This is a genomic window from Streptomyces sp. NPDC055099, assembly GCF_053607685.1.
The window spans coordinates 51,768-65,144 of record NZ_JBSGUA010000015.1 but is presented as its reverse complement, the minus strand read 5'-3'; the positions used below and the strand labels follow the sequence as shown (position 1 = coordinate 65,144).

16 protein-coding genes are annotated in these 13,377 nt (G+C 71.4%); 7 read left to right on the top strand and 9 right to left on the bottom strand.

From position 1 onward, the window contains the following. Positions 1-19: 19 nt before the first annotated feature. The 3 genes from ACWFRU_RS31215 to ACWFRU_RS31205 are packed head-to-tail and all read right to left on the bottom strand — an operon-like array spanning position 20 to position 2,278. A complete protein-coding gene (locus tag ACWFRU_RS31215) occupies positions 20-1,015 on the bottom strand; it encodes a methionine synthase (RefSeq protein WP_453691457.1) in 996 nt (331 codons plus the stop codon). After that, positions 1,012-1,701 carry an SDR family oxidoreductase gene (locus ACWFRU_RS31210; protein WP_453691456.1) on the bottom strand — a complete coding sequence of 230 codons (690 nt, stop codon included), beginning with the start codon at positions 1,699-1,701 and terminating at the stop codon, positions 1,012-1,014. Before ACWFRU_RS31210 ends, ACWFRU_RS31215 begins: the two co-directional genes overlap by 4 nt. 31 nt (positions 1,702-1,732) lie before the next feature. Next, positions 1,733-2,278 (bottom strand): LOG family protein, encoded by a 546-nt coding sequence (locus tag ACWFRU_RS31205; protein WP_453691455.1) that lies wholly within the window; start codon positions 2,276-2,278, stop codon positions 1,733-1,735. Positions 2,279-2,373: 95 nt separating this feature from the next. On the opposite strand from ACWFRU_RS31205, the gene ACWFRU_RS31200 reads away from it, so the two are divergent. Further along, positions 2,374-2,709, top strand: a complete 336-nt coding sequence (locus tag ACWFRU_RS31200) for a DUF427 domain-containing protein (protein WP_453691454.1) — start codon at positions 2,374-2,376, stop codon at positions 2,707-2,709. An 11-nt stretch (positions 2,710-2,720) separates the two neighbouring features. On the opposite strand, the gene mnmA is transcribed toward ACWFRU_RS31200, so the two are convergent. Beyond that, positions 2,721-3,857 carry a tRNA 2-thiouridine(34) synthase MnmA gene (gene mnmA / locus ACWFRU_RS31195; RefSeq protein ID WP_453691453.1) on the bottom strand — a complete coding sequence of 379 codons (1,137 nt, stop codon included), beginning with the start codon at positions 3,855-3,857 and terminating at the stop codon, positions 2,721-2,723. Between the two features lie 61 nt (positions 3,858-3,918). Between mnmA and ACWFRU_RS31190 the strand changes: the two genes are divergently transcribed. Further along, entirely contained in the window at positions 3,919-4,596 is a 678-nt protein-coding gene (locus ACWFRU_RS31190; RefSeq protein WP_453691452.1) for an N-acetylmuramoyl-L-alanine amidase, read from the top strand. Between the two features lie 6 nt (positions 4,597-4,602). On the opposite strand, the gene ACWFRU_RS31185 is transcribed toward ACWFRU_RS31190, so the two are convergent. The 4 genes from ACWFRU_RS31185 to ACWFRU_RS31170 all read right to left on the bottom strand — a co-directional run bounded on the left by ACWFRU_RS31185 (position 4,603) and on the right by ACWFRU_RS31170 (position 7,918). Beyond that, the gene (locus ACWFRU_RS31185) at positions 4,603-5,835 is read right to left on the bottom strand and encodes a cytochrome P450 (protein ID WP_453691612.1); all 1,233 of its coding nucleotides are present in this window, start codon (positions 5,833-5,835) and stop codon (positions 4,603-4,605) included. 344 nt (positions 5,836-6,179) lie between these two features. Next, a complete protein-coding gene (locus ACWFRU_RS31180) occupies positions 6,180-7,343 on the bottom strand; it encodes a cysteine desulfurase family protein (protein ID WP_453691451.1) in 1,164 nt (387 codons plus the stop codon). Between the two features lie 48 nt (positions 7,344-7,391). Beyond that, positions 7,392-7,709, bottom strand: a complete 318-nt coding sequence (locus tag ACWFRU_RS31175) for a hypothetical protein (protein WP_453691450.1) — start codon at positions 7,707-7,709, stop codon at positions 7,392-7,394. A gap of 53 nt (positions 7,710-7,762) precedes the next feature. Continuing rightward, positions 7,763-7,918, bottom strand: coding sequence for a hypothetical protein (locus tag ACWFRU_RS31170; RefSeq protein WP_453691449.1), 156 nt, complete (start codon positions 7,916-7,918; stop codon positions 7,763-7,765). A gap of 116 nt (positions 7,919-8,034) precedes the next feature. On the opposite strand from ACWFRU_RS31170, the gene ACWFRU_RS31165 reads away from it, so the two are divergent. Both ACWFRU_RS31165 and ACWFRU_RS31160 read left to right on the top strand, forming a co-directional pair. After that, on the top strand, positions 8,035-8,676 hold the full coding sequence (locus ACWFRU_RS31165; protein WP_453691448.1) for a TetR family transcriptional regulator: 642 nt from the start codon (positions 8,035-8,037) through the stop codon (positions 8,674-8,676). Positions 8,677-8,787: 111 nt separating this feature from the next. Then, positions 8,788-9,630: an alpha/beta fold hydrolase gene (locus tag ACWFRU_RS31160; RefSeq protein ID WP_453691447.1), complete on the top strand. Its 843-nt coding sequence runs from the start codon at positions 8,788-8,790 to the stop codon at positions 9,628-9,630. On the opposite strand, the gene ACWFRU_RS31155 is transcribed toward ACWFRU_RS31160, so the two are convergent. Continuing rightward, a complete protein-coding gene (locus ACWFRU_RS31155; protein WP_453691446.1) occupies positions 9,590-10,579 on the bottom strand; it encodes a helix-turn-helix transcriptional regulator in 990 nt (329 codons plus the stop codon). The two genes, ACWFRU_RS31160 and ACWFRU_RS31155, sit on opposite strands and share 41 nt — an antisense overlap. A 52-nt stretch (positions 10,580-10,631) precedes the next feature. Here ACWFRU_RS31155 and ACWFRU_RS31150 point away from each other — a divergent pair, with 52 nt between their 5' ends. The 3 genes from ACWFRU_RS31150 (at position 10,632) to ACWFRU_RS31140 (ending at position 13,244) form a co-directional block, all read left to right on the top strand. Then, positions 10,632-11,537, top strand: coding sequence for a LysR substrate-binding domain-containing protein (locus ACWFRU_RS31150; protein WP_453691445.1), 906 nt, complete (start codon positions 10,632-10,634; stop codon positions 11,535-11,537). A gap of 91 nt (positions 11,538-11,628) precedes the next feature. Continuing rightward, positions 11,629-12,198, top strand: coding sequence for a cysteine dioxygenase (locus ACWFRU_RS31145; protein WP_453691444.1), 570 nt, complete (start codon positions 11,629-11,631; stop codon positions 12,196-12,198). After that, positions 12,198-13,244, top strand: coding sequence for a YeiH family protein (locus ACWFRU_RS31140; RefSeq protein ID WP_453691443.1), 1,047 nt, complete (start codon positions 12,198-12,200; stop codon positions 13,242-13,244). Before ACWFRU_RS31145 ends, ACWFRU_RS31140 begins: the two co-directional genes overlap by 1 nt. Positions 13,245-13,377 lie beyond the last annotated feature (133 nt).

Here is a 13,377-nt window from a genome sequence, read left to right as displayed (position 1 = left end):
CCCGTTACGTCATACCCAATTACTCAGGGTTGTCCGCGAGTGATCTCGCCGCCCGGGCGCAGTGGGCGAGCACCGCGCGTGCGTACGCGGGAGAAGCCCCCGCGAGGCCGCACGACGGAGTGACCACGACCGACTCCGCGAGAGAACCCGGATTCAGCCCCAGCCTGCGCCACAACGTCCTGACACCCATGACGCTACCGGCAGGGTCTGACAATGGGCCGTCCACGCCCGCCACGACACCGGCGAAGAGCTTCGTGCCCCCCTCGACGGCCTCACCGATCGCCTCGTCGTCACGCTCGGTGAGCAGCGAGAAGTCGAACGAGATCGCGTCGGCGCCGGCCCGGCGAAGGAGCGCGAACGGCACGTCCGGCGCGCAGGAGTGCACGACGGCGGGCCCGTCGTGCACACCGAGCACCTCCCGCAGGGTGCTCTCCACGAGCTGGCGGTCCACGGCGCGGTGGGTGCGGTACTCGCTCGCGGTCTTGATGTGCCCGCGCAGTACGCCGATGAGCGAGGGCTCGTCGAGCTGGAGCACGACCTGGGCGCCGGGGATGCGGCGGCGTACGTCCGCGAGGTGGGCGCGCAGGCCTTCGGCGAGCGATCCGGCCAGGTCACGGCAGGCGCCGGGGTCGGAGAGCGCGGCCTCGCCGTTCTTCAGCTCCAGGGCGGCGGCCAGCGTCCACGGCCCGACGGCCTGCACCTTGACCGGCCCTTCGTACCCCTGGGTGAACTCCTCCAGGGCGTCCAGGTCCTCGCCGAGCCAGGCCTTCGCTCGGCGCGTGTCGCGGCCCGGCCGGTCGCCGATCCGCCAGCCGCTGGGCTCCACGCGCGCGTAGAGCTCGACCAGCAGTCCGGCGGTCCGTCCGATCATGTCGGCGCCGGGCCCTCGCGCGGGCAGCTCGGCCAGATACGGGAAGTCCTCGAAACTGCCGGTGACGGTCTTCGCGGCCTCGCGGGCGTCACCACCGGGCATGGACCCGATGCCGGTGGCCGGGCCCCAACTGATCGCGTTCACTGTCCGGGCCGCACCGTCAGGTCGTTGACCTCCGCGTCGCGCGGCAGGTCGATGGCCATCAGGATCGTCGTGGCGACGGACTCCGGGTCGATGAAGCGGGAGGGGACGTACTCCTTGCCCTCCTGCTGGTGGACCTTGGCCTGCATGGCGCTCGCCGTGCGGCCCGGGTAGACGGAGGTGACACGGACGCCGTTCGCGTGCTCCTCGCCGCGCAGGGAGTCCGCGAGGGCCTTGAGGCCGTGCTTGGAGGCGGCGTAGGCGGACCAGGCGGGGCTCGCGCTCAGACCGGCGCCGGAGTTCACGAAGACCACGTGGCCCCGGGTGGCACGCAGTTGGGGCAGGAAGTGCCGGGTCAGTTCGGCGGGGGCGATGAGGTTGACGTTGAGCTGGTGGCGCCAGGTCTTCGGGGTGAGGTCGCCGACCGGGCCCAGGTCGACGACGCCCGCGATGTGCAGCAGCGAGTCCACCCGCTCGGGCAGCGACTGGTGGCCGAAGGCCCAGGAGAGCTTGTCCGGGTCGGAGAGGTCGCCCACGAGCGTGGACGACCCGGGGAACTGCGCCGCGAGTTCCTTGGCACGGCCCGCGTCCCGTGCGTGCAGGACGAGTGCGTCGCCGCGTGCGTGGAGGCGGCGGGCCACGGCCGCGCCGATGCCGGAGCCGGCCCCGGTGATCACATGTGTTGCCATGCGCCCATCGTCGCACCCCGGCGGGTACGGCTCAGCGCGTGCCCATGCTCTCCTCCAGGTAGGCGAGGGCACCCACGGGCTCCTCGGCGAAGAAGACGAGGCCGGTCAGCGGAACCGGCAGGAAGCCCTCGTCCTCCATGCGCTGGAACTGCTCCTTCAGGCCGTCGTAGAACCCCGCCGAGTTCAGCAGGACCACGGGCTTCGTGTGCTTGCCGTGCTTCTTCAGCTCAAGAATCTCGGTGGCTTCATCCAGCGTGCCGGTACCACCGACCATGATCACGATCGCGTCGGACTTCTCCAGGAGCAGCGCCTTGCGCTCGGCGAGGTCACGCGCGATCACCATCTCGTCGGGCGCGGTGACAGCCCGCGCCTTGGCGGCGAGAAAGTCCACCGAGACCCCGACGAGCCCCCCGCCCGCCTCGTGCACCCCGTCGGCGACGACCTTCATCAGACCGCTCTCCGAACCGCCCCACACCAGGGTGTGGCCGCCCTTCCCGAGCAGTTCGGCGAACTCGCGCGCGGGGCGGGTGTAGCGCTCGGGAAGGTCGGCCGCGGAGAGAAAGACGCAGATGTTCATGGCCTCACCGTACGATCCGGCACAGACTGGGCGGGACGCGGCCGTTCACAGAGCCTGATGGCTCACAGCCTGATCGAGCACAGAAGGAGAACACGGTGACAGCAGGGCACAAGATCACCATCGAGCAGGGCACCGATCACGTACGGGTGGTGCGGGACGGCCAGGTCGTGGCCGAGAGCAGCCGCCCGCTGCTCCTGCGCGAGACGGGCTACCCGGTGCGGTACTACCTCCCTCCGGAGGACGTACGCACCGACCTCCTCACCCCCTCGGACACGACCACGTACTGCCCGTTCAAGGGAACGGCGTCCTACTGGTCCCTGCCGGGTGCCGAGGACGGCAAGGACGCAGTCTGGGGCTACCCGGAGCCGAAGGACGCGGTGGCCGAGATCAAGGACCACTTCTGCTTCTACGAAGTAGAAGCAGTGAAGTAGAAGGCGGGGGGTCAGGCCGCGGCCGTGACCCGCTCCGTCGTCGCGATCGTCGCCGACCCCACCACGCGCGTGCCGTCGTAGAGCACGATCGCCTGGCCGGGGGCCACGCCGCGTACGGGCTCGTCGAAGGTGACGCGCAGCTCCGTGCCGTCGACCAGCTCGGCGCGCACCGGCGTCTCGCCGCCGTGCGCCCGCAGCTGCGCGGTGTACGTGCCGGGCCCCGTGGGAGCCGCGCCGCACCAGCGGGGCTTGATGGCGGTCAGAGCCGATACGTCCAGCGCGTCCGCCGGGCCCACCGTCACGGTGTTGTGCACCGGGGAGATGTCCAGGACGTAGCGCGGCTTGCCGTCGGGGGCGGGGGTGCCGATCCGCAGGCCCTTGCGCTGGCCGATGGTGTAGCCGAAGGCGCCCTCGTGGGTGCCCAGCTTGTTGCCGTCGGCGTCGACGATGTCGCCCTCCGCCTTGCCCAGGCGGTCCGCGAGGAAGCCCTGGGTGTCGCCGTCCGCGATGAAGCAGATGTCGTGGCTGTCGGGCTTCTTCGCGACGGCGAGGCCACGCTCCTCGGCCTCCGCGCGGATCTCCTCCTTGGTGGTGAGCGTGTCACCGAGGGGGAACATCGCGTGGGCGAGCTGGCGGTCGTCCAGGACTCCCAGGACGTAGGACTGGTCCTTGGCCATGTCTGAGGCCCGGTGCAGCTCGCGCGTGCCGTCCTCGTTCACGACGACCGTGGCGTAGTGGCCGGTGACGACCGCGTCGAAGCCGAGGGCCAGGGCCTTGTCCAGGAGCGCGGCGAACTTGATCTTCTCGTTGCAGCGCAGGCACGGGTTGGGGGTGCGCCCCGCCTCGTACTCGGCGATGAAGTCCTCGACCACGTCCTCGCGGAAGCGGTCGGCCAGGTCCCAGACGTAGAACGGGATGCCGATGACGTCCGCGGCGCGGCGGGCGTCGCGGGAGTCCTCGATGGTGCAACAGCCGCGCGCGCCCGTGCGGAACGATTGCGGGTTCGCCGAGAGCGCCAGGTGCACTCCGGTCACGTCGTGCCCGGCTTCGGCGGCGCGCGCGGCGGCGACGGCGGAGTCCACGCCGCCCGACATGGCGGCGAGCACGCGGAGGGGGCGGGGGTGCTGCGGGGTCCGGTTCTCAGTCATAGCTCTAACAGGGTACGGGCCCGCGGGAACCAGCCGCCCGTGAGTAAGCGTTGACGATCACATGGGGGACGAACAGGACTCGACAGCGGAGCAGGGCCAGAGGCGCCGGGGCGTCAACCGGCGGACGCTCCTGATCGGCGGCGCCGCGGCGGCCGTCGGCACGGCCGTGCTCGCGTCGGACGAGCTGGGGCGCCTGTGGTGGCGGATGCCCGGCGTGGTGAAGAAGCGCAAGGAGGGCGAGGTCGACGCCAAGGGCGCGCAGTGGATAGCCGCGTCCGACTACAACTGGCGCCGCGCGGACCGCCCCGACGACTACGGCATCGACATGGTCGTCATCCACGTCGTCCAGGGCGGGTACGCGACGGCGCTGAGGGTGTTCAAGGACCCCGGCCACGGCGCCGCGGCCCATTACGTGGTGCGCAAGGACGGGCACGTCGCCCAGATGATCCGCGAGCTGGACGTGGCGTTCCACGCGGGGAACAAGAGCTACAACGAACGGAGCATCGGCATCGAGCACGAGGGCTTCGTCGACAAGAAGTCCTCGTTCACCGACGCGATGTACGAGTCGTCGGCGCGCCTGACGGCGGGCATCTGTGAGCGGTACGACATCCCGGTGGACCGCGAGCACATCATCGGGCACGTGGAGGTGCCGGGCACGGACCACACGGACCCGGGGCCGCACTGGGACTGGGATCGCTATCTGAAGCTCGTCACCAAGGCCCGCGCGGCCCTCGAATGAGGTGACCTAGCGCAGGTGCACCGGCAGCGACTCCACCCCGTACACGATGGACAGCTTGCGGAAGGAGAGGTCCTCGGGGGCGACCGCGAGCCGCATCTGGGGGAAGCGCTTCACGAGGGCCGGGTACGCGGCGCGCAGCTCCATGCGGGCCAGCTCGGCGCCTATGCAGCGGTGGATGCCGTAGCCGAAGGCGAGGTGACCCGAGGCCTTGCGGTGCGGGTCGAAACCGCCGCCGTCGGGGGTGTACTTGGCGTCGCGGTTGCCGCCGCTCAGGGAGCACAGGACCAGGTCGCCCTTGGGTATGCGTACGCCGGCCACTTCGATGTCCTCGCGGGCGAAGCGCGGGAAGGCCACCTGCACGACGGTGAGGTAGCGCAGCGCCTCCTCGACGAAGGGTGCGGCCGCCCCGTCGTCCTCGCGCAGCCGCGCGGCGGTCTCCGGGTGCTGCAGGAGGAGCAGGGAGCCGAGGGCCACCATGCTCGCGGTCGTCTCGAAGCCGCCGGTGAGGACGCCGTCGGCGAGTCCGGCGAGCTCCTCGTCGCCGACCGTGTCGCCGTGCTCCTTCACGATCATGCCGAGCAGTCCGTCGCCCGGGTTCTCGCGCTGCTTCTTGACGACGTCCCGGAAGTAGGAGAGCGAGGCGGATATCGCGCCGAAGGGAGCGGTCGCGCCGCCGAAGAGGTCGAAGCGCTCCATGGCGAGCTGCTGGAAGTCGTGGCGGTCCTCGTAGGGCACGCCGAGCAGCTCGCAGATCGTCAGGGAGGGGATCGGCAGCGCGAAGGCCTGGACGAGGTCGACGGGCCCTTCCGCGGCCTCCATCGCGTCGAGCCGCTCCTCGACGATGGCCTCGATCCTGGGCGTGAGGCGGCGCAGCCTGCGCATCGTGAACTCGGGCGTGAGGATGCGGCGCAGATGCGTGTGGACCGGGGGGTCGCTGAAGCCGAGGCCGCCGGGGTGGTGGTCGTCGACCACTCCGGCGTTGCCCGCGAGGTTCATGAAGTCGTTGCTGAAGCCGTCGGTCGCGCCGAGGACCGCCTTCACCTCGTCATAGCCGGTGACCACCCAGGCGTCCATGCCGAACGGCAGCGGCACCTTGGATATCGGCTGCTCCGCCTGGTGCTCGGTGAGGCTTGCGACCGGGTCGAGCCCGTCGCGGCGCATCGGCGCGAGCAGGGGCTCCGGCAGCTTCGAGATGGTGGAGGCGCTGATCCCGTTCCGCTGGATCCGGGAGAGGTACATGCGTCCGAGCCGCGCGGCGATGCGAGAGCGGAGGTTCGCCTTCAATGTGAACTCCAGGAGGGGTGGTCGTGCAGCCCCGAAGAGGGGGTTGTCGTGCGGCCCCGAACGCGCGGAGCGGACTCGCGAGCGGCAAGCATAGATCGACGGGCTGTGGGCCTCGTCGCCCGCTCCCGCGCCTGTCCGGCCTATAGCGGCCGAAACCGGCATCAACTCAGGGGGAGGTCAGCGCAGTCCGGCGTTAGCCTCATCACGTACTGCCGTAAAGCGGGCAGGTCTTGAAGCGGGCCGGTCTGCAAGCGGGCAGGTCTCACAGCGAGCAGGTCTCACAGCGGGCAGCTCCCGGCTCAGCTCAGTCCCGCCGTCCGCGCCCGTTCCACCGCCGGACCGATCGCCTGGGCCACCGCGGCCACGTCCGCCTTGGTCGAGGTGTGCCCGAGGGAGAAACGGAGCGTGCCGCGGGCCAGGTCCGGGTCGGTGCCGGTGGCGAGCAGGACGTGGCTCGGCTGGGCCACTCCCGCCGTGCAGGCCGAGCCGGTGGAGCACTCGATGCCCTGCGCGTCGAGCAGCAGCAGCAGGGAGTCCCCCTCGCAGCCGGGGAAGGTGAAGTGCGCGTTCGCGGGCAGCCGGTCGACCGGGTCGCCGCCCAGGATCGCGCCGGGGACCTCCGCGCACACCGCGGTGATCAGGTCGTCCCGCAGGCCGCCGATCTCCCGGGCGAACCACTCACGCTGCCCGGCGGCGTGCTGCCCCGCCACGGCGAACGCGGCGATGGCGGGCACGTCGAGCGTCCCGGAGCGCACATGACGCTCCTGCCCGCCGCCGTGCAGCACGGGCACGGGGCTGTACTCGCGGCCCAGGAGCAGCGCCCCGATGCCGTAGGGGCCGCCGATCTTGTGCCCGGACACGGTCATCGCGGCGAGCCCGGACGCGCCGAAGTCGACGGGGAGCTGGCCGAAGGCCTGCACCGCGTCGGCGTGCAGCGGGATGTCGAACTCCCCCGCCACGTCGGCCAGTTCACGGATCGGCTGGACGGTGCCGATCTCGTTGTTGGCCCACATGACGGTGGCGAGGGCGACGTCGTCGGGGTCGCGCTCGATCGCCTCGCGCAGCGCCTCGGGGTGCACGCGGCCGTACGCGTCGACGGGGAGGTATTCGACGGTGGCGCCTTCGTGCTCGCCGAGCCAGTGCACGGCGTCGAGGACGGCGTGGTGCTCGACGGGGCTGGCGAGGACGCGGGTCCGCGCGGGGTCGGCGTCGCGCCGCGCCCAGTACAGGCCCTTCACGGCGAGGTTGTCGGCCTCGGTGCCGCCCGCGGTGAAGACGGTCTCGCTGGGGCGCGCGCCGAGCGACTCGGCGAGCGTCTCTCTGGCCTCCTCGACGGTGCGACGCGCCCGCCGCCCCGCCGCGTGCAGTGAGGAGGCGTTGCCGGTGACGGCGAGCTGGGCGGTCATCGCCGCGATCGCCTCCGGGAGCATCGGAGTGGTCGCTGCGTGGTCGAGGTAGGCCATGGTGGGCACGATTCTACGAGCCTCGCCGGGCCCCGCGTCCAAGCGGTGTCAGCCCGCGAGACCCCAGGACACGGTGTTGTCCATGGCCATCAGCACCGCGAGGACGACGAGATCGGCCACACCGAGCCCGAGCCCGAGCATCGCGCGGCCCTTTCGGCTGGTCCCCCGCAGGAGCGCCATGCTCGCGAGGACGATCGCGATCGGGCCGAGGAAGAGGTTCAGGACGAGCAGCCCGAGCAGCCCGAGGACGAACGAGGCGACGGCCATGCCGTCGGTGTCGCGCCGGCCGGTGGGGGCGGGGGCGGAGGCGGGAGAGGTGGAGCCGGCGTCGGAAGCAGCCTTGGGCCTGGTGGTCGTGAGTGCCATGGTGCGACTCCTTTCAGGGGCCGTGCGGATCGGTCAGGAACGCGGTGGCGCGCTCAGAAGTGACGGCGCGAGCGTCGCTCGCGGATCGCGAACACCATCAGCCACACGCCGATCACGACGGCGGCCACGAGGCTGACGGGGAGCGGCGCGTGGGCCACGGAGCCCATCGCGACACCGAGCAGCAGGAGGGCGGCTACGAGGAACAACATGGGATGCCTCTCGTCGGGAACTTCGGTGAACGCTTGTGGTAACAACTGTTCACTGACATAGAGAGTACCGCCTCTCCGGCTTTCCAATCCCGGAGAACAGTTGTTAACTGCATGGCATGAGTCACACTCTCGGCATCCGGCAGGCCCAGAAGCAGAAAACCCGGCAGGCACTCCTCGACGCGGCGCTCCAGCTCCTCGAGGAGCAGAGCCTGAGCAGCCTGGGACTGCGCGAGGTCACCCGTGCCGTGGGCGTGGCCCCCACCGCCTTCTACCGGCACTTCCACGACATGGCCGACCTGGGTGTGGCGCTGGTCGAGGAGGCGCTGAGCAGCCTGCACACCACACTCGTCTCGCTCCTCGCGGCGACCGGCGACAGCGGCGCGGACAGCGACGGCGAGGAACGCATCGCGGCCACGGTCGAGTTGATCGTCGCCTATGTGCGCACACATCCGGCGCACGTCCGCTTCATCGCGCGCGAGCAGCACGGCGGGGTACAGGCCGTACGGTCCGCGATAGGCGATCAACTCACCCTGTTCGCCCAGGAGGTGAAGGCCCAGTTCGCCCTGGAGCCGACGTCCGCGGGCTGGGACGACGACGATCTCCTGATGCTGGCCAGGATGTACGTCGACCACATGGTGATGACCGCGTCCGCCCTCCTGGAGGCGGCGCCCGGCACCGAGGAACAGGTGGCGGCGGGCGCGCGCAGGCGACTGCGCCTGGTCGCGCTCGGGCGGCGGCACTGGCTGGACGAGCAGTGACCGGGGACGCGGCACGGCCGACGGCCACGAGCCTCGCCCCCCTTGCCTCGCCACGCGTGTCCCGACACGCTTGTCTCGACACCCTCGTAAGGAGCTACTAGCCTTACGGTCATGACGACCGATCGCGACTGGACACTCGACCAGACCTTCGCGGGACCGACCGGCGCCGTCCGCTGGACCGCCCTCGGCCCCACGGACGCACCGCCCGTCGTCCTGGTCCACGGGACCCCTTTCTCCTCGTACGTCTGGCGGGGCGTGGCCCGCGCGCTCTCCCGCGAGCACCGCGTGTACGCCTGGGACCTACCGGGTTACGGCGCCTCCGAGATGCGCTCGGGACAGGACGTCTCCCTCGCCGCGCAGGCCCGCGTCCTCACCGAACTCCTCGCCCACTGGGGTCTCGACCGGCCGACGGTCGTGGCCCACGACTTCGGCGGCTGCGTCAGCTTGCGCGCCCACCTCCTGCACGGCGCCCGCTACGAGCGTCTCGCGGTCGTCGACCCGGTGGCCCTCGCCCCCTGGGGCTCCCCCACCTACCGCCTGCTCGGCGCGCACGCCGACGTCTTCGCCCAGCTGCCGCCCGCCCTGCACGAGGCACTCGTGCGCGAGTACGTCGGTTCGGCGAGCCACCGCGGCCTGCACCCGGCGGTGCTCGACCGCCTGGTCGAGCCCTGGTGCACCGAGGAGGGCAGGCCCGCGTTCTACCGGCAGATCGAGCAGAACGACCAGCGGTACACGGACGAAGTCCAGGGACGCTACGGGGAGTTGGACCTGCCCGTCCTCATCTGCTGGGGCACGGACGACACCTGGATTCCGGTGGAACGCGGCCATGAACTCGCCAAGCTGATCCCCGGCGCCGAGCTGCGCCTGATCGAGGGCGCGGGACACCTCGTACAGGAGGACGCGCCCGCCGAACTCACCGGCGAGCTGAGCCGCTTCCTGCGTACAGGTCACTGACGGCGGCCGCGGCGCCCGCCAGCTCGGCGCGGACCTCGGGCGGCGACAGGACTTCCACACTCGCGGCGAACGGGAGCAGCGTGCGCGCGTCACCGATGTCACCGAACCCGAGCCGGACAGTGATCCACTCGCTCTTCCCGTCGTCCTCGGGAGGCGCGCTCAGGAACTGCCCCTTGAGGCGCAGGAACTGGGCGTAACGGTCCCGCGCGACCCGCGCCGTCACGGCCACGCCGACCGGCCGGTCCTCGACCTGGCGCTTCAGGACGCCCCAGACATCGGCCAGTTCGACGCCGGGTCTGCGCCGGACGGGCTGGTCCGTGAGGGTCGCGGCCCGCACCCGGTCGGCGCGGAAGAGCCGCGGGGAGCCGCGCCGGTCGGCGACCAGATACCAGACGCCCGCCTTGGAGACGAGGCCGTACGGATCGACCGTGTAGGCGCTCGGCTCCGCGTCGCCGCTGTGCCGGTAGCGCAGCCGCAGCCGCCGGTCACTGAAGACGGCGTCCTGCAGTACGTCGAGATCGACGGTGACCGGATCCGATCCGTGGGGTCCCGGCATCCAGCGCGCCGAGTCGACGAGGATGCGCCGGCTCGTCAGCTCGGCGGCCGGGCGGTGCGGTGCGGGCAGCGCCGCCATGACCTTGCGCAGCGCGGAGCCGAGCGCCTCGTCGAGCCCGAGCGCGGCGTGCGCGCCCTGCGCGGCCAGGATGAACAGCGCGCGCGACTCGTCCGCCGTGAGCCCCGTGACGTCCGTACGGAAGCCGGGCAGGAGCGCGATGCCGCCGTGCCGCCCGCGCTCCGCGTAGACCGGGACACCGGAGGCGGAGAGCGCCTCGATGTCGCGGTAGATGGTGCGTACGGAGACTTCGAGGCGGTCGGCTAGTTCATGGGCGGGGACCTGCCCGCGGGTCTGGAGCAGCAGCAGGATCGAGAGCAGCCGGTCGGATTTCACCCGGTCAAGGATGGCCTGTCGGCCCTCCGCGGATCATGCTTATGATTCAGGAGTGTTCGATTCCCGGCACATCAGGTCATTCCATGAAGTGGTCCGGACCGGCTCCTACTCCGCCGCCGCCCGCTCGCTCGGCTATACGCAGCCCGCGATCACCCAGCAGATGAAGGCGCTCGAACGGTCCGTCGGCACGGTCCTGTTCACCCGCGTCGGCCGCAGGATGCGGCTGACCGAGGCGGGCGAGGCGCTGTCCCGGCACGCGGGGATCATCCTCGGCAACATCGACGCCGCCCAGCAGCAGATGAACGCCATCACGGGCCTGCGCACCGGCCGCGTCCGCATCTGCGCCTTCCCCAGCGCCAACGCCACCCTCATCCCCGAGGCCCTCTCCCGCCTCGCCGCGAGCCACCCCGGGGTGCGCGTCGAACTCCAGGAGAACGAACCGCCGGAATCCCTCCAGCGTCTGGTGGACGGCGACTGCGACGTCACCCTGGCCTTCCACTATCCCGGCCTGCACGAGGACGTACCGGACGAGGTGGTGGAGATCCCGTTGATGGAGGACCAGTTGACGGTCCTCATGCCGTCCCGGCACCCACTGGCCCGGCGCCGTTCCGTCCGGCTCGTCGACCTGGCGGGCGAGCGCTGGATCGCGGGCTGCCTGCGCTGCCGCGCCAACTTCCTGCACGAGTGCGCCGAGCAGGGCTTCACCCCCGACATCGCCTTCACCACGGACGACAACCTCGTCATCCAGAGCCTGGTCGCCGAGGGCCTCGGCATCGCGATGATGCCGGGGCTCGTCCTCGACTTCCTGCGCCACCGCCAGGTGACGGGCCGCGCCCTCGACCCGGCGTCACGGCGGCAGGTCTCGGCGTACGCGCTGCGGGAGCATCTGCGGATTCCGGCGACGGCGCTGGTGCTCGATGAGCTGAAGGCGGTCGCGGCGAACCGCGTGGGCTGCTGAGGCGACCCGCTCCCCATCCATAAGGAAAAGTTGGGGAGTGGCTTAGAAACTGTCGTTGGACGTGATGGAAGGGCGGCAGGACGCTGCCCCTATGAGTGCCTCCACCACCGCGTACCGAGCGGCCCGCACCACCGGGCGTCTGGACGCCCTCGTCTCCGGCGTACGCGAGGCCGTCGGCCGGGGGCTTCCGCCGGACCTGACGGCGTACCTGGTCGGCGAACGACTCGCGCCGCACCTGGGCGCCGCCGACCTCCTCACCGACGAGCAACGCTCCGGTGACCCCGAGCGCTACCGTCAGCATCTGCTGCACGCCGAGCACGACGGCAGCTTCTCGGTGGTCGGCATCGTCTGGCTGCCGGGCCAGCACACGCCGGTCCACGACCACGTCTCGTGGTGCGTGACCGGCGTCCACGAGGGCGTGGAACACGAGCGGCGCTACCGCCTCGTCCCGGCGTCGCCCGACACCCGTGCCCGGCTCGTCGCCACCGAGGACCTGGTCAACCGGCAGGGCACGGTGTGCGGTTTCGCGCCCCCCGGTGACATCCACCGGGTCTGGAACGGCGGCACGGGACGGGCGGTCTCGCTCCATGTGTACGGCGCGGACATCTCCCGCCTGGGCACCAGCGTGCGCCGGATCTACGAACTGCCGGCCGACCACTGATGGCGCTCCTGGGACAGCGTCAGCAGATCTCTTCGGCCGCGCCTCCCGGGCCCCGCCCGCTGCCGGGCCTCGCCCTTGCCGCACTCGGGGTCGCCGTGGCCTGGGCGACGCATGCCCTGATCCCGGCCGTGCCGATGCTGACGGCGGCGGTGGCGCTCGGCCTCGCGGCGGCGCATGTGCCGGGTGTGCGCGCGGTCGTACGAGGCCCCGGCAAGGCGGGGCTCTCCCTCGCCGGGAAGCGGCTGATGCGGCTCGGCATCGTGCTGCTCGGCCTGAAACTGAGCCTGGACGATGTCATCGGCCTCGGCTGGGCGACGGTGGTGATGGTGCTCGGGGTGGTGGCGGCGACGTTCTTCGGGACGTGGTGGCTCGGCCGCCGCATGGGACTGCCCGGCGACCAGCCGCTCCTGATCGCCACCGGGTACTCGATATGCGGGGCGTCCGCGATCGGCGCGGTCAGTGAGGCGACCGAGAACGAGGAGCGGGACGCGGCGGTCTCAGTGGCGCTCGTGACACTGTGCGGGACGCTCGCCATCGCCGTACTGCCGCTGCTGCAGGGGCCGTTGGGGCTGAGCGACGCGGAGTTCGGCCGGTGGGCCGGGGCCGGTGTGCACGACGTGGGGCAGGTGGTGGCCACGGCGCAGGCTGCCGGGCCTGGTGCGCTGGGCGACGCGGTGCTGGTGAAGCTGATGCGGGTGGCGATGCTTGCGCCACTGGTGGCGGGGGTGGCGTTCGCCTTGCGGGGGCGTGCGGCTGCGGCTTCGGGCGGGGCGACCGCCCGTCGACGTCCCCCTCTGCTGCCGCTGTTCGTTGCCGGGTTCCTGGTGATGGTGGCGGTGCGGAGTACGGGGTGGGTGCCGGGGTCCGTACTGGACCTGGCGGGCCACGTCCAGGAACTACTCCTGGCGGCGGCCCTGTTCGGCCTGGGCTCGGCGGTGGACCTGCCGTCGCTGAGTCGAACCGGGGGGCGGGTGGCGGGGCTTGGGTTGTGTGCGTGGGTGGTGGTGGCGGGGGTTTCGTATGGGGGCGTGCGGCTGGTGGGGTAGGGGATTTGTCCCCAACCCCGCCCCTTCCCGAAAACCCGCTCGGCGCGGGAGCCCTCCTCAAACGCCGGAGGGGCTGAAAGATTCAGCCCCTCCGGCGTTTGAGGAGCGGGGTCTGGGGCGGAGCCCCAGCTTC